General features: G+C 48.6%; 12 protein-coding genes. 4 read left to right on the forward strand and 8 right to left on the reverse strand.

All coding sequences use genetic code 11. The features are described 5' to 3' along the window. Nucleotides 1–290: 290 nt before the first annotated feature. The 3 genes from umuC to CBX96_RS05065 form a co-directional block, all read right to left on the reverse strand. Entirely contained in the window at nucleotides 291–1,565 is a 1,275-nt protein-coding gene (gene umuC, locus CBX96_RS05055; RefSeq protein ID WP_109285936.1) for a translesion error-prone DNA polymerase V subunit UmuC, read from the reverse strand. Then, nucleotides 1,562–1,963: a translesion error-prone DNA polymerase V autoproteolytic subunit gene (gene umuD / locus CBX96_RS05060; RefSeq protein WP_109285937.1), complete on the reverse strand. Its 402-nt coding sequence runs from the start codon at nucleotides 1,961–1,963 to the stop codon at nucleotides 1,562–1,564. The genes umuC and umuD overlap by 4 nt, the downstream gene beginning before the upstream one ends. Nucleotides 1,964–2,240: 277 nt before the next feature. Further along, nucleotides 2,241–3,629 (reverse strand): SLC13 family permease, encoded by a 1,389-nt coding sequence (locus CBX96_RS05065; RefSeq protein ID WP_109285938.1) that lies wholly within the window; start codon nucleotides 3,627–3,629, stop codon nucleotides 2,241–2,243. A gap of 78 nt (nucleotides 3,630–3,707) precedes the next feature. Here CBX96_RS05065 and CBX96_RS05070 point away from each other — a divergent pair, with 78 nt between their 5' ends. After that, nucleotides 3,708–4,520 carry a helix-turn-helix domain-containing protein gene (locus tag CBX96_RS05070; RefSeq protein WP_109285939.1) on the forward strand — a complete coding sequence of 271 codons (813 nt, stop codon included), beginning with the start codon at nucleotides 3,708–3,710 and terminating at the stop codon, nucleotides 4,518–4,520. Between the two features lie 9 nt (nucleotides 4,521–4,529). On the opposite strand, the gene CBX96_RS05075 is transcribed toward CBX96_RS05070, so the two are convergent. From CBX96_RS05075 to CBX96_RS05085, 3 genes are all read right to left on the reverse strand, one after another. After that, nucleotides 4,530–5,672 carry a hypothetical protein gene (locus tag CBX96_RS05075; protein WP_109285940.1) on the reverse strand — a complete coding sequence of 381 codons (1,143 nt, stop codon included), beginning with the start codon at nucleotides 5,670–5,672 and terminating at the stop codon, nucleotides 4,530–4,532. A gap of 264 nt (nucleotides 5,673–5,936) precedes the next feature. Next, nucleotides 5,937–8,453 (reverse strand): glucan 1,4-alpha-glucosidase, encoded by a 2,517-nt coding sequence (locus CBX96_RS05080; protein WP_109285941.1) that lies wholly within the window; start codon nucleotides 8,451–8,453, stop codon nucleotides 5,937–5,939. 129 nt (nucleotides 8,454–8,582) lie between these two features. Next, nucleotides 8,583–10,178: an MFS transporter gene (locus CBX96_RS05085; protein ID WP_109285942.1), complete on the reverse strand. Its 1,596-nt coding sequence runs from the start codon at nucleotides 10,176–10,178 to the stop codon at nucleotides 8,583–8,585. A 744-nt stretch (nucleotides 10,179–10,922) separates the two neighbouring features. Between CBX96_RS05085 and CBX96_RS05090 the strand changes: the two genes are divergently transcribed. The 3 genes from CBX96_RS05090 to CBX96_RS05100 all read left to right on the forward strand — a co-directional run bounded on the left by CBX96_RS05090 (nucleotide 10,923) and on the right by CBX96_RS05100 (nucleotide 13,437). Then, nucleotides 10,923–11,216: a YciI family protein gene (locus tag CBX96_RS05090; protein WP_109285943.1), complete on the forward strand. Its 294-nt coding sequence runs from the start codon at nucleotides 10,923–10,925 to the stop codon at nucleotides 11,214–11,216. Between the two features lie 147 nt (nucleotides 11,217–11,363). Then, on the forward strand, nucleotides 11,364–12,242 hold the full coding sequence (locus tag CBX96_RS05095; protein WP_109285944.1) for an alpha/beta fold hydrolase: 879 nt from the start codon (nucleotides 11,364–11,366) through the stop codon (nucleotides 12,240–12,242). A gap of 187 nt (nucleotides 12,243–12,429) precedes the next feature. Continuing rightward, nucleotides 12,430–13,437 (forward strand): class I SAM-dependent rRNA methyltransferase, encoded by a 1,008-nt coding sequence (locus CBX96_RS05100; RefSeq protein WP_109285945.1) that lies wholly within the window; start codon nucleotides 12,430–12,432, stop codon nucleotides 13,435–13,437. An 85-nt stretch (nucleotides 13,438–13,522) separates the two neighbouring features. Here CBX96_RS05100 and CBX96_RS05105 read toward each other — a convergent pair whose 3' ends face one another. Then, a complete protein-coding gene (locus tag CBX96_RS05105; RefSeq protein WP_109285946.1) occupies nucleotides 13,523–13,972 on the reverse strand; it encodes a carboxymuconolactone decarboxylase family protein in 450 nt (149 codons plus the stop codon). A gap of 36 nt (nucleotides 13,973–14,008) precedes the next feature. Continuing rightward, the gene (locus CBX96_RS05110; protein WP_109285947.1) at nucleotides 14,009–14,893 is read right to left on the reverse strand and encodes a helix-turn-helix domain-containing protein; all 885 of its coding nucleotides are present in this window, start codon (nucleotides 14,891–14,893) and stop codon (nucleotides 14,009–14,011) included. Nucleotides 14,894–14,982: the final 89 nt, after the last annotated feature.

A 14,982-nucleotide genomic window follows, 5' to 3' on the forward strand; every position in this document is an offset into this window, starting at 1 on the left:
AAGGCGAAGGGCCTAATTAAGCGGTAGGGGAAATAAAGAATGGCGGCATGCTATGCGCTATGGCGCAGTTGTATCTCAATGTAACGAAACATTGTCTTTACAATGTCAATTTGTATCCTAGGTCTTTAGTTTGATTGAGTTTTAGATTCTGTGAGCTGAATCAAGTTGGGATAAAAGTGGCGGATTGGAAGTATCTTATTAACTGTTGAAAAATAGCGCATTATTGCCGCAGCTTTAGGGATTTAACAAACCTTAACAGGTAAGCAAATAGCGTGTTTGCATACTATGGCTTATTTTACTGTCGGAATGTGTGCCCACTGTGTGGTGTAGCGGGGGGAGAGTTGGTTACGCTTCATGCTCCAATCTGCATTAAGTCCTTGACCAGCAAATTGGATCTTGGCTTTACCGCTGTGATTAACGCTATCCAGTAGGTTCATTAAGGCTCTACTTTTTGGCTGTGGTTTGACTTCATCAAATAATCCTAGTTGAAACACACCTGGCGCATAAAAATCCCCCAGCATGACGCCCGCCTTGGCATAGGCATATCCTTCACGCCAAAGCCTAGACAAGAGCCGCTGCGCTAATGCGATAAAATCGCGGGTATCGTCACTGGGATAAGTTAAATTGCCTGTGAGCACCTGACTGTACTGGGGTTGATGTTCAGTGAAATAACTGGTCCGAATAAATACGGATAGGGTACGTGCAAATTGACCCTCAACACGCAGTTTTTCGCAGGCTCGACAGGTGTAATCATTGATGGCCTGCTGCATTGCCGTGAACTGGGTAATGCGTTCACCAAAAGAGCGAGAACTGACGATTTGCTGTTTTGTTGCGACGACCTGTTGAATATCATCACAGGCAATACCGTTTAGCTCATGCACCGTTCGTTCGACTGTGACCGAGAAGCTGTCTCGGATGAGCTTAGGTGGGGCATCGGCAAGCTGTAGGGCGGTATGTATACCCATAAGCTTTAAACGTTGCGCAATTTTTCGGCCAATCCCCCATACCTCATCAATTGGCGTCAAGGCCATTAATCGCCGTTGGCGTTCCGTCGTGCGTAAATCGACAACACCTTGAGTCATGGGATATTTTTTAGCGGCATAATTGGCGAGTTTGGCTAAGGTTTTACTAGGACCTATGCCAACACAGACACTGATCCCAATCCATTGTTGGATCCGTTGGCGAATATCCGCGGCTAACTGAGTGATATCTTGGCATCTATCGAGCCGAGACAAATCTAAAAAAGCCTCATCAATTGAGTAGACTTCTACCCTTGGCACCATGTGCTCGAGAGTGGTCATCACTCGATTTGAAATATCGGCATAAAGTGCATAGTTGGAGGAAAATACCGCTATATTATGGGCGCGGATCATGTCCATCACCTGATACACGGGGACGGCCATTTTGACGCCTAATTGTTTCGCCTCTGCTGAGCGTGCAACTACGCAACCATCGTTATTGGAAAGCACAACAATGGGTTTGCCTTGAAGATCGGGGCGAAACAAGCGTTCGCAGGAAGCGTAGAAGTTATTGCAATCGACGAGGGCAAATAGCGTTGCAGTCATTTGAATTTCTTCACCACACAGGTGACAACACCAAATAGGTTTAGCTCGGAATCATGGTGGATGTTAATGGCTTTAAATGCCGGATTACGGGGTATTAATTGCACTATTGGACGTAACTGCAATTGTTTAACGGTAAACTCACCATCGACGGATGCGACCACAATATCACCGTGCGTAGCCTGTAATGCTCTGTCCACCACTAATATGTCGCCACTCGAAATGCCCGCATCGACCATTGAGTCTCCCTGTACCTTCACAAAAAATGTTGCTGTGGGGTGTTTAATACAAAGTTCATTGAGATCGAGTGAATGCTCAATGTAATCATGGGCAGGAGAAGGAAATCCAGCCGCAACGGAGGAGCTAAAAAGTGGATACTGTGTTTGTGTGAGCATATGCATAATGAAAATCAAAATACTGTATATAAAAACAGTATAGCGTATTTTGATGACTTGTCGAAAGTGTGTTGAGTAAGACGACAGGCAAACGTTGAGGTCGCACAATCAGATGCAAAGGAATAGTAAGCACGACGTGGGGATGACTTTAGGTCACAACCTTCTAATTCACTAATGTTAACGCATGGGGTTGTCCGCTAAGTTGGTTGCGGCACTCCTTTGCCGCAATTTAGAGTCTCGTTTGGCTCATAAAACTAGGGTTATTTTCCTATACCTCAAAGGCTTAGCTTATCCAGCCTAATAACTGCCACCAGAGGTAGTCCAGCGGCATCAGCACTAGTAAGGTGATCAGCGCTAAGGGTAAGGTGACTTTCAGCAGATGGGCGAGGGACTCTTGAGACAATTGCATCGCCAAAATCAGCGGCGGCGCTTGATAGGGGAAAATCACCGTCGAAAAGCCGATCACTTGGGTCATCAATACTGCAGGGAGAGAAAACCCTGTCGCATTCGCTAAGTCGGCAGCCATTGGGGTTAATACCGTGGGCACGCCAGGCACGGTTGCCACTAACCCGGTTAAAGTCGATATCAGTGATAAGGACATAAAGTTGAGGAAGGAGGCGCCTTGTGACAAGGGAAGGTATTGACTGAATACTTGGCCGAGTTCGCTGCCAAGCCCAGATTGATTGACTAAGACGCCTAGTCCGAGTGCGGCGGCAACAAAGATAACCGTTGAAAAATCAACTGACTGATTAAAACGCTTTGGTTCAATAATGCCCCATTTCGGTAGCAAAAGGATAATGGCGGTCGTTAGCCCCACCCATGCAGGATTGATCCCATGCCATGAGTCAGTTATCCAAAATAACAGGGTGATGATGAGTAACACCCCGAGTTTAACTTGCTTGACCACATCATACGCTTCGATATCCGTCGCTGCTGCCATCTGGGTTTTATCTATCTTGGCCGGAAACAAATACACCACGAGTGCCACTATGATGGCCGATTTGAGTAGACCCAAAATCGGAAAGTGCAGAAACAGATATTCTGCATAGCCAAAATGCACGTTAAACAGATTTTCGCTCGCACCAGCCAAAATCATATTGGGAATATTGGCGGGCAGTACCGCAAGGCTTGGCATATTACAGGCGAGTGCTAGGGCGATGGCTATGCCTATTCTACCATTACTGCCGCGGCTAAACCCGAGTTGCTCGGCCAAGGCCATGCCGATGGGCAGCATCACAACCGCGCGCCCAACGGAGGATGGCATCACAAATCCCAGTAACATCGCGCTGATGACCAGTCCTGCAATCATGCGTGGATAACTCATGGTTAACGCGGGGGCGATAAGGGCGGCGAGGCGGCGACTCAATCCCGATTCTGAAATGGCGCTACCAATCACAAAGCCGGAGATAATTAACCACACCGCCGCCGAACCGAATCCCGAGAACAACGCACTGGGATCGATCAGCTTGAAAATGGTGGCCAAGGCAAAAAAGATCAGCCCCGCCATAAAGGGCGGAATAAAACCCGTGCTCCAAAATAGCAGGGTAATGAGTACGACCGATGCGCTGTAGGAAAAAAGGGCCGGGTGCTGCTTGAGTGGAAACATGGCCAACAAAACGGCGACGAACATGGCGCTAAAGATCAGCCATTTTTTAATACTTAACTTACCCATAGGGATCACCTTAATATTGCGGGCATTGATATTGCGACCTAAGATAGCCCAGTTGATATGGCGTTTTAAGGTGGTAATGTGTCAGATGTTATTTCTAAAGCGACAATGTTGGCGCCCAGCCAATTTGCGTTCACGTTAGACCCAAATCGTCCCGTATTGAGTAATGCGCGCAATCTCGAGGCCGAAATGGGCGTCGAACCCCATTCTCACCCTCGGGGGCAGTTACTTTGGGCGGCAAAAGGGATTTTACGGGTACAGAGCGACAATGCGGTTTGGGTGGTGCCATCGACCCATGCCGTGTGGCTCCCCAGTGATTGCCAGCATCAAATTAACTGTGAAACCCATGCCCATCTTCGCAACTTGTATATCGATCCCAGTTATCGCGCTAGAGTGCAGGATACGCAGGTGGTGATGGTTACTATGACGCCGCTAATGCGCGAAATGGTGCTGAAGCTATGTGAAAGCACCTCGATGGAACCCGCAAAGTATTTCCGCTTGGGTTTAAGTGCCATTGACGAGCTAGATGCACTCGACAGTGTGAACACCTATTTGAATGCGGGCTCGGATCCGCGTCTTGGCCGAGTGATCCAACTGTTGATCAAAAAACCGCAGGCGGAATATACCTTGGCCGAATTAGCCCAAGGCGCTGGGGCGAGTATCAGAACCATAGAACGACTCTTTAAAGCCGAAACTGGACAGACCTATAGACAATGGCGCCAGAGGTACCGATTACTCAACTCCCTTGAGCGGTTAACCCAAGGGGAGAGCACAACAAGCGTAGCCCATAGTCAGGGGTATTTGAGTGTCAGTAGCTTTAGTGCAGCATTTAAAGCCCTATTTGGTTGCACGCCTCAGGAATACGCCCAAAAAAGCGTGCAACCACAACCCTAAGCCACAGGCCTACAGCAGTCTAGTGATGAGTTGGGCTCTTTGTGGCTCAAGCTCATTCAAACCTTGTTGATAGCGGTCTAATGGTGGAATGCTAGAGCAGAGGACAAATTTACCTAGCGGGTTATACATAAACTGGCCGACGACAGCGATAGACAAATGGGCGGGGCAATCTTGCAGAGGTGTTGTACCATCTAAAATTGCCGCGTAGCGATTCGCTGTGTCTTGAGGTTGCATTAACGGCGTCAGTAACCATTTCGTCACTGTTGTGGTGATATCTTCATCATCAATTGTCTGTAATGCTTTGGTCATGCCTGTAAAGTAATACCATTCACCCGCTTTCGTGCTATCAAACGACATCACCACTGACGGAATAGGCATTTGCCAGCTAACGGGAATAGCGCTGTTGAGTTGAGCGTGTGGTAATTGCTTCAAGACTAATTCGCCAAATTTCATATTTGTTGTGATGCCGTTTTGACTAACGGTTTTTATTAGCAGCACATGGGTGTTGGCGGCTACGCGTTGCCAAAACAACATATCTTGATTGATCACATCGGGAATCTGCTGCGCAGACATGGTTTGAGCGTGAGCCAGTAAATCGATGAAGTAGAGTTTTTGTGCCGTGAGCAGATGTGAAAGTGACGGAGAAGACAAAAAGACATTAAACTGGCTGCCTTCTTGCCAAGTATCTAACTGAATTAATGTTTTATATCGCGCGATTAATTCGGCGTTTGTTGCGATGAGTTCGTCAAAAGGTGTTTGTTCTGTCAGTACAGGGAGACAACTGGACAAAAAGTCATCACGATTAATGCACTCGTTGAATGGTGTTTGCGGTTTATCTATACGCGTTGTGTTTAGCGCTGGGGAACGCTCCAAAATGCCAAGCTGTTGTATGGTTTTGAGTCGAGAAATGCCGGCATCCATCGGTGAGGCGCCACTATTCACATCAAAGCCCAGCGCATAGAGATAGGCATTCTGAGCTTGGTTATTCGCTAATGCCTTATCACTTTTTTGAATTTCATCTAGGTAGGCTTTGGCCTGCTCTGAAGCTGGGCTATCTTTCATGTTGATGGCGACAAGGATCAGATAAAGACTCACTGGCACCAAGAATAGCGTGAGCAAAATCCATTTGATTGCGGTTTTTAAATGTTTCATCAAAACTCCATTTCTCGACAAATTAACAAAATCGCAAATAGATTAACATTTGAGCCAGCTTCTGTAAGTCAATTTTTTATTTAAACAACTGCAATAAAAACAAGTATTCACGTAAAAATCAGAGAATACCTCAACTGTGCACAGATGGATGATGTGGGCGAATTGAAGGAATTAATTCGGTGCTGAATGAAATGCCGCTTGTGATCATAAAGCCCGCAAAACTGAGGTTTTGCGGGCTTTATTCATTGGTATCAGCCTTAAAAACTATTTCAACGCTTCTGGGACGATAGGGTAGTTATCCCAGACTCGACCATCGCTCATTGAACGTACCAGCTTAATGTATTCAGCGTGGGTCCAGGCGAGCGGGGTGGCGGAGTTAGTGCCTTGGCCGAGTTGATATTGGTAACGTGTGGCGTTACCCACACCGTCCCATGCTTGCTCGGGGAGCATTAGCCCCGCGTTGGCAAAGGTTTCCATCCCTTGCACATAGGTATTGATAAGCTGCTGTTTGGTTTGCTGCGCGTGAGCACCCGTTAGCTCTCCCTTAGCGCTGGCGAGGGCCAATTCAAAATGGCCTCGCTCGCCGGTGAAGAAGGGCCAGACGCGGCCGCGTTGGTTGTCGCTATTACTGCCCGATTCGGCGTAGTTTGCGCCAGTGAGGGTATCTTCACCGTAGCCATCGTTACCGTAACGTCTAAAGCCGGGAACGCTGCTGCCATCTTTTGCAGTAAAGTTGTATTTGAGGCGTAAATTGTCCTCAAGCTCAGTGTTATCCACCAGCGCTAGGCTTTGATTAATCAGCTTATCGGTGGCGCCACGTACTCCGTATCGCACCAACTCTAAAAAGCCGCCATCGAGGATCTGACGTTGATCTAATCCCGCACGACCATTATTAGCGGCGAGTTGCTCGGCGGTGTTTGGCTCACCGTTGGGGCTTAATCGCAGATAATAAGGCGCCTTAATGCCTTGGCTATCGGTAAGCAAACCTTGGGTCGTCACTAAGTGTTTTTCAAGTTGTTGATTAAGCGTTTTGGCGGTTGCGAGATAACGCTGACTGGCATCGCTATCGTTTACTGCCTTGGCAATATCACTCGCAGCCACTAAACCTGCGATCACTGCGGCCGTGGTGGAGGGCGAATAACCGGCTTGTTCTTCCCAACGTTCTTGTTGGGTTTTCGGTGGCGTAATTTGCGTGTGATTCCAGTCAAGATTCACCTCGCCGCCGCTGACTAAAAAGTCCGCCGCGGCTTTTAGCATCTCTTGATACCAATGGTTCAGTTCCGCTTGGCTGAGTACGCCTGCCTGCCAGAGTTTCCAGCCGAGCATGATCGGCATCGCCGTTTGGTCGAGCTGTACGCCCACCCATTCGATTTGGCCATCCACATGGGTCTTTTGTAAGAACCAACCGGGCGTGCCGCTATAGCCTGGAGTTTTGTCACTCACTTGCACCTTTTTAAGGTACTCAAAGGCGACTTTAGGCGTTTGGGTATCGCCCATGGCGAGAAATGCCATGGCGCACTGGTAAAAGTCACGGGGCCAAACGGCCTTGTAGCCTGTACTCGGTGTGACAGCAGGGACGGTATCGCCCCAAGGGTTAGAAAGCGACGCGATAAGGGCGCCCGCGTAGGTTTTATCTTCCTGCGCCTTGAGTACCATGGCACTGGTATACAACAGCTTGCCATTATCTGTGGTGCTTTGCGCCATATCAGGCATCGCGGGTAGCGATTGTAAATAACTGTGCCAACCGGCGTTGTATTGGCTCAGCACTTTGTCATACCCCGCCGTTAAACTGGCGTTGGCATTGGCTAAACTGCTGGCTTCATCCTGGCCAAAACCAATCGCCAAATTCACATTAAGAGGTTGATTAGCTTGGAGTGCAGGATAACTGGCGGTAAAAGCAATGTTGCCTTGAGTAGGCTTTTCGGCGTTGCTGGTGGCCTGATACAGCGTATCAAGCTTGCCGTTATCGGCTAAATCGGCCAAACCGTCGGATACACCGACAAAGCCCGTAGTCGCCTGCGCAAAATCGATATCCGATTTAACCGTCATTACGCTGCTGTGGGGATCGGCGGTGCGAGCGATAAGGGCTTGATGATCGATTCTGCCAATATCATTCGCGCCCGCATTATCGATATGGGGGTTAACGTATAAATGCGGTGTGATGCCTGCTTCAAAGGCGGTAAACGTCACGCGCATCATCAGCGTATCGCGGTCGGGATCGGTAAAGATATGTTTTTCTATCTGATACTTACCTTCAACATCGCGATTGATAATCTTATAGGCCAAGGATTGTGGGCGACCATTAGCGTCGGTATCTAAGTATTCAATGCTGCTGATCGTGTTGTCTTTTTCGGTATCGACAAAGCCATTGCCTGTGATCACAAATTGCAACTCTTTGAGCTGAGCGTTGTGAATAAGGCCGTACATGGTCTCGGTTAAAATCCCCTGTGCGACGGAGAACCACACTCGGCTAATGGGATTTTGCGCACTATCTTGGTATTGCCCCTGAGTATAAGGCTCATAGGAAGTACCGATACCGGTTTTGCCAGAGAACGCCCAGGTTGGGGCTTTGCCGGGGGCGCCGGGAGCAATCTGTGCGTCGGTGGCTTTGGTGACGGTTTGTGTTGATGTATCTGCATTGGGGGCCGAGGGTGAGCAGCCCGTTAAACTGGCAACGCCGATAAGGCTTGCGGCAATTGCGAGCGCAATCGGCTTACGGCTTAAGTTACAGCGGTCTGAAAAGCTGCGAGCCTGCTGCGAAGGTACTGTTGTCGATGCCATATTCTTCAAAATCTCCCCAATCAATAGATGGTGCTAATTGCGATTTATTCTTGTTGTAAGCTATGTGGCCATACGTCTTGGCGTTTAGTTGCCCAAACGCCAAGGGTGCCGAGTTGTAGGATCTGCGATTTACGCTTGAGTGTGCTGAGTATTCGGTTGCTCAACAAAGAGCACGGCAACCCCGGCGCAGAGCATCAGGACTCCGCCAGTGATAAGGGCATAGATGGGCTGACCATCAAATAATCCATTAAGAATTAAGCCTAAAACACTGGCTGCGAGCAGCTGTGGGATCACGATAAAGAAGTTAAAAATCCCCATATACACGCCCATCTTTTTCGGCGGTAAGGCGCCAGATAACATGGCGTAGGGCACGGAGAGAATCGAGGCCCAGGCGATACCCACGCCAATCATGGGTAGCCATAACAGACTGGGATCTTTGATAAAATAGAAACTGATCAACCCAAAACCGCCGCAGAACATATTAAAGGTGTGGGTCAGTTTGATGCCGATACGTTTAGCAAGCAGTGGGATAAACAGAGCCGCAATGGCCGAAAATCCATTGTAGGAGGCGAACAGTACGCCCACCCAATCGGCGCCATCGTTATAGGCCTTAGATAACACATCGCTGCTGCCAAAATGGTAGGACGTCACCGCTGAGGTGGTGTAAATCCACATCGCAAAGAGCGCGAACCAAGAGAAAAACTGCACTATAGCCAACTGATGCATGGCCTTAGGCATATGGAATAAATCATCGACCACATTAAAGACAATGCCCAGTTGCGCGCGCTGTGAGGGCGTAGATTTGCCTAAACGTAGGGCGCAGTAAAGTTGCAATGGGCCAAAGGCAAAAATCCCTAAGGTTAAAATATACAGCTGCTTATCTAAATCCTGTGTCCACACCGCAAGCGTCAGCAGTGCGCCTACGGCCATCCAAACGATTGCGGCAAATTGATAATTCTTGTGGGTGCGAGTGCGATGTTGTTGCTCATCTATGCCTGCGTCAGCATTGCCATGGAAGGCGGCGAGTTCGTCGGGGGAATATTCTTTGGTGGACACAACAGTCCAAGCCACGCTAAGAAACAGCACGGCGCCACCAAAATAGAAGGCATAACGCACCGAATCGGCAATTTCGCCCGCGGGCGCGGTATTGGCGACAGCAAAGAAGTTACTGAGAATATAGGGCAGGGCCGAGGCCACAACCGCGCCGATGCCAATAAAAAAGCTTTGCATGGCATAGCCTTGGGTGCGCTGCTTGGGAGGTAAATTATCCCCCACAAAGGCACGGAAGGGTTCCATGGCGATATTGATTGAGGCATCCATAATCCACAGCATGCCCGCGGCAATCCACAATGTTGGGGAATGCGGCATCACAAAAATCGCGAGAGTCGTACAAATGGCGCCGATTAAAAAATACGGCCGGCGGCGACCTAAACGCCCCCAAGTGTTATCGCTCAGATAACCAATAATAGGTTGAACCAGCAGACCCGTTAACGGTGCGGCAATCCACAGGATAGGAATATCATCGATAGAGGCGCCAAGGGTTTGGAAAATGCGGCTGACGTTGGCATTTTGCAGCGCAAAGCCGAATTGGATCCCTAAAAAGCCAAAGCACATATTGAAGATTTGCCAGAAATTCAGCTCGGGTTGCACCCTATGCACGGCGCGCTGCGCCACCTTGGGCGAGAAATTCTCTAATGGGGTAACCGTTTGTTGATCCGCGGACATGCAACTTCCCTTCAGTAGCGGGCAGCGGGGCTGCCTTGAGTCATTTATCGTTATAATGTGTGGCCTATTCAATGGCCTTTGCTCAGTTTTACGCGTGTTGTGCTAGCTTCCCAAACCTGCATCACCGCTTGGCCGTGTGGGTGAAAAAATGGCGAATATACCTCTCCCTCAGAAGCATATTCGCCAATAAATTCATTTTCATACTCAATGATGCAAATGCTCAATAGCAGAAAAGAACCTAAGCCTGACAGCTATCCTCAAAGGCAACCACCAGAAACGACCTCACAGTGTTCAACCCCACAAGCAGAGGGTGAAACTAGCGAATTTATAGTAGCCGCAGCGCCAATTGACGCACAACCGCTTACATACGTATTCATCATTCCTTGATAACTCTGGTGAAACAGCCCTGTAACCAATAGTGTGTGGATTTTACGTGAGGCGTGGATGGGTTTAAACCCTCGATTTATCCAGTTCTCACATCGCTGGGGGGAGTTCAGAACCTTGCTCCATGGGTCACTCGCGTTGTGATGGGGGGCTATGCATTCAATCCACTAAAAACGGTAGGTAAGTACATGGATCATCTTTCAGCTTAATCAACACGCCCTAGGCTATTGATAGCGAAAGCATAATGCATCACTATGTCGCCAGACTTTACTGACTATTGGCGACTTGCCGCCATTGAAGTGTGTGGCAAGAGCAATTGAGTATTCATTCTGGCTTGGTATTACGCCTTTGAGGAACGCTATGTTTGTTATCACCTTAACCTACAAAAAACCGCTGGCCGATGTGGAACTGCATTTGGCGGCCCATATTGCCTATCTCGATGAATATTATGCCAAGGGCACCTTTATCGCCTCTGGCCGTAAGGTTCCCCGCACGGGTGGAGTGATCCTTGCCAAAGCGGATAATCGCGCCGAGCTTGAAGCCATTGTCAAACTCGACCCCTTCTATATCGAAGAGGTGGCCGAATTTGAGGTGGTGGAGTTTGTCCCCACTCGAGCCGCTACTGGTTTAGAGCAGTTGATTGAAGTGATTTAATGGCCTTTAAGTTTGTCATAGAGGCTGATATCGGCAGGCTAGATTTCATCGCTAGATTTCGTCGCTTTAGCGAAAGGTGCCAAATGCTGAGATTGGGTAATTTCATCCCGCTTAACTAGCACAGTGGAACGCGATAAGAAGGATTTGATGGATCAAATTTGCAATGAGTTACAACAGGCAAAGGTTTTTAAAACCTTTTCTGACACTGGTGAAGGTGCACATTTTTACCATGCTAATGGGTTTCCATTGGGTGTTTATGCGCCCTTATTAGCCAAGTTGCAGCCAGCATTCAGCCTGAGTGCACTCGAGTTAAGACCGACATGGCCCGATGTTGGTTTGCCGCCTAAGCGCCGAGATTGGCAGCTATATGCCGATGATTTGATCTCGCATATTGAACGACATTGCAGTGCGCCAATTGTGGGCATAGGCCATTCGATGGGAGCAACCAGTACTATTCTTGCCGCCAGCAAAAGACCCGATTTGTTTAAGGCATTGGTCCTTATTGAACCCGCAATGGTATCGCGCTCTATCGCTTGGTTTGCCAAGTTAATGCCTAAATCACTAATGAATTTTACTGCGCCCGCAAAAAATACCTTAAAGAAGCGCGATATGTGGGAAAGCCGTGAGCATTTTCTTGAATATTGCAAAATGAGTAAGCTATACAAACGCTTTGATGATGAGGCGTTTACCGCCTTAGCCCAATTCGGGGTTTATCAAAACACTGATGGACAGTTCACGTTGAAGTTTCCTAAACAGTGGGAAGCGCATAATTACACTCAACCGCCGAATGTATTATCGATATTGCAGCAGCTAAAGCTTCCCTGCGTCGCCATCAGAGGGAAACCGTCAGTTTTCTTTTCTGAAGCGACTTGGCAGCGCTGGCAACAGCTCGCGCCAGACACAGTGTTTTTAGAAGATAAGCGCTATGGACATCTGCTGCCATTAGAAGATCCCTCAGCCTGCGTTAGCCTTATCCAAAGTGGACTCGCTGAATTGCACCGAAACGGAAGGTATAAATTAGTCTGAGCATGCATTTAGCGGTAACGACCAAAGCTAAAAAACGAACTAACAATCGCGGCGAGCCAAGAGGCTAAAGGCCATTTTTTCGCACAGGCAGGGTGAATTTATCCGATATTCTGCGGCCTAGTTTGATATTATGCCGTTTTGCCCTCGAAACCTTACGCAGGTTTCCGCTGTATGAGTCCCGCTTTTTATGTCTATTCAAACGCTGTTATCGACGGCTCTGGCCAAGCGCCATGATTTTTTACAACAAGCAGAACAAGACCATACCGATTGTTTTCGGGTGTTCCATGGCACAGTCGAAGGTGTCAGTGGCTTGAATGTCGATCGCTACGGCGATAATTGGTTAGTGCAGAGTTTTCACCAAACCTTAACTGCGGCGGAATTAGCTGAAATAGTGGAAGTGCTCACCCAAGAAGTGGCTCTGCCTGTGGTGTATAACGATCGCTCTGCTGGTCATTCCCGCGTGCTCAATGCATTAAGCCCTGAACTGGATGATATTGCCTGTGCGGAGTTGGTGATGCAGGAAAATGGGATCAAATTCACCACTAAGCTGCGCCACGAAGGACAGGATCCGCTGCTATTTCTTGATATGCGTATTGGTCGTGAATATGTGCGGGCACACAGCCAAGATAAAACCGTGCTGAATTTGTTTTCTTATACCTGTGGTATCGGAACCGCAGCTGCCATGGGCGGCGCAGAACGGGTTGTGAATGTTGACTTTTCCTCCTTTGCACTCGCCGCAGGGCGAACCAATGCCGAGTTAAACCAAGTGTCAGAGGTATGTGAATTTGTGCAGAGCGATGCGTTTCCGGCCCTGCGCCAATTAGCTGGTTTAAATGTGGGCGGACGTCGTAATCAAAAATTGCCGAGTTACCCCAAATTGCCGCAAACCCAGTTTGATCTGGTGTTCCTCGATCCTCCTCGTTATGCCAAGAGTGCCTTCGGAATTGTCGATTTAGTTAATGATTACCAAGGGTTATTTAAGCCTGCGTTATTATCAACCAAGGCGGGTGGCACAATAGTGTGTTGCAATAATGTCGCCAAAGTAGACCGACAAGATTGGTTTGATAGCCTAGTACGCTGCGTTGAAAAACAAGGCCGAGGTGTGACTGAGCACACTTGGCTCGATCCCCATGAGGATTTCCCGTCATTCGATGATAATCATCCACTTAAAATTGTCGCGTTGACCTTAAACTAACGACATAGCGATACGAACGACACAGTGATATCAACAAGCAGGGCACCCGATTCGGTGCCCTGTTTATTTGTCGATTTATCTGCCGCTAGATGGGTTGTAAATGGAAGGCGATCGCGATGCGGTTCCAACCATTAATGGCGATGATGAGGCTGGTGAGATCGACAATTTCTTTCTCAGAATAATGCTCGGTGAGTGCGGCATATTCACTGTCGTGCACCGGCGATTGGGCGACGCGGGTTAAGGTTTCGGTCCAGCGCAGCGCTGCTTGCTCCCGTGCATCAAAGAGATCATCCACTTCGTGCCAAGCGGCCAGTAAATCTAAACGCCGCTGGGTTTCACCGTCGTGGCGCGCCTCCTCGGCGTGCATTCGCTGACAAAACGCGCAGCCATTGAGCTGCGATGCCCTAAGCTTGACTAAATGTACCAATAATGGTGAAAACGCCGAGTCAGCGGTCGCTTTATCTAGGCTAATAAGTGCTTTGGCGAGTTCGGGTTGGAGTTGGTAAATCTGTTGGCGTGGAATTCGTTCTGACATAAAGCCTCCTGTAAGTTGAGGCTTCAATCTAAGGGCTTAATCGGGCGTTTTATTGGAGATTTGCGACATCTTGCGTTTTTTATATTGCCCCGGTGTTTGCTGCATTACCCGCAAAAAATGCTGGTGTAGATGGGCTTGATCGTAAAATCCACAATCGAAGGCCACCTGCGCGAGACTAAGGGATGGCGATTGGGTCAATAAGTTGCGGGCGATTTTGACTCGATTCAGCTGCAATAATTGCGCGGGCGATAAACCCGTTTCCTGCTTAAATTTACGTTCAAATTGGCGCCGACTCATGGGGAGTTGCCCGTAAAACGTGTCTAAATTGGCTTGGGTGTGGATGAGTCGAGGTAAGGTTGCGGGGACTAGACTCATTCGCGTCGATAAGCTTAAGCCTAATTGCTTAGCTCGTTGCAATAGCCAGTGTTCCACGAGGGCGATACGCTCGCTAGGCTGTGGTGTGTCGACGAGTTGGTATAAGAGCGCCGTTAAACCAACGATAGGCCACTGGGTCACATCGATAACGTTTGTTGTCGTATCGACGCGAATAGCGGCAAGCTCAACACCCAGTAAATGGAAGGCGCCACTGGGCTGAAAACGCACCGTAATTTGCTCGGTACCCGGTGCGAAGCTGTGATAATGCCGCTGCTGTCCCGAGTAAAAATACACTAAAGGCGTATCGCCAGTGCTGGGTGATGGTAAATAGAAATGCAGGCTTGTGCCGCCGTCAGGATAGAAGCATTGTTCGATTGGCTGTGGTAAATCCGCTGCGACATGCAAATGAAAATAACGCTGCACCCAAGGACGTAGTGGGGCAATGGCTTGAAAATGATTAAAGCCTAAGTGGGCAAATTGGGTCTCGAAACGCTTAAAACTGCGCATTTCGAGTTCATTAGCCGTGTATCGCAAGGTCGTCACCATTAAGCATTGGGGGAGTTTAGCTTAAGCTAACTTAAGGCAATTTGCATCCGTGTTGAGTGTGACTCAGTAGTGGAGGGCAGTGGTACAGC

This window comes from Shewanella sp. BC20 (assembly GCF_003129585.1).
In the GTDB taxonomy this organism is placed as follows: domain Bacteria; phylum Pseudomonadota; class Gammaproteobacteria; order Enterobacterales; family Shewanellaceae; genus Shewanella; species Shewanella seohaensis.

Bases quoted from the DNA above. Each gene is read 5' to 3' on its own strand.
- umuC (WP_109285936.1), bottom strand. From the start codon at position 1,565: ATGACTGCAACGCTATTTGCCCTCGTCGATTGCAATAACTTCTACGCT.
- umuD (WP_109285937.1), bottom strand. From the start codon at position 1,963: ATGCATATGCTCACACAAACACAGTATCCACTTTTTAGCTCCTCCGTT.
- CBX96_RS05065 (WP_109285938.1), bottom strand. From the start codon at position 3,629: ATGGGTAAGTTAAGTATTAAAAAATGGCTGATCTTTAGCGCCATGTTC.
- CBX96_RS05075 (WP_109285940.1), bottom strand. From the start codon at position 5,672: ATGAAACATTTAAAAACCGCAATCAAATGGATTTTGCTCACGCTATTC.
- CBX96_RS05080 (WP_109285941.1), bottom strand. From the start codon at position 8,453: ATGGCATCGACAACAGTACCTTCGCAGCAGGCTCGCAGCTTTTCAGAC.
- CBX96_RS05085 (WP_109285942.1), bottom strand. From the start codon at position 10,178: ATGTCCGCGGATCAACAAACGGTTACCCCATTAGAGAATTTCTCGCCC.
- CBX96_RS05090 (WP_109285943.1), top strand. From the start codon at position 10,923: ATGTTTGTTATCACCTTAACCTACAAAAAACCGCTGGCCGATGTGGAA.
- CBX96_RS05095 (WP_109285944.1), top strand. From the start codon at position 11,364: ATGGATCAAATTTGCAATGAGTTACAACAGGCAAAGGTTTTTAAAACC.
- CBX96_RS05100 (WP_109285945.1), top strand. From the start codon at position 12,430: ATGTCTATTCAAACGCTGTTATCGACGGCTCTGGCCAAGCGCCATGAT.
- CBX96_RS05105 (WP_109285946.1), bottom strand. From the start codon at position 13,972: ATGTCAGAACGAATTCCACGCCAACAGATTTACCAACTCCAACCCGAA.
- CBX96_RS05110 (WP_109285947.1), bottom strand. From the start codon at position 14,893: ATGGTGACGACCTTGCGATACACGGCTAATGAACTCGAAATGCGCAGT.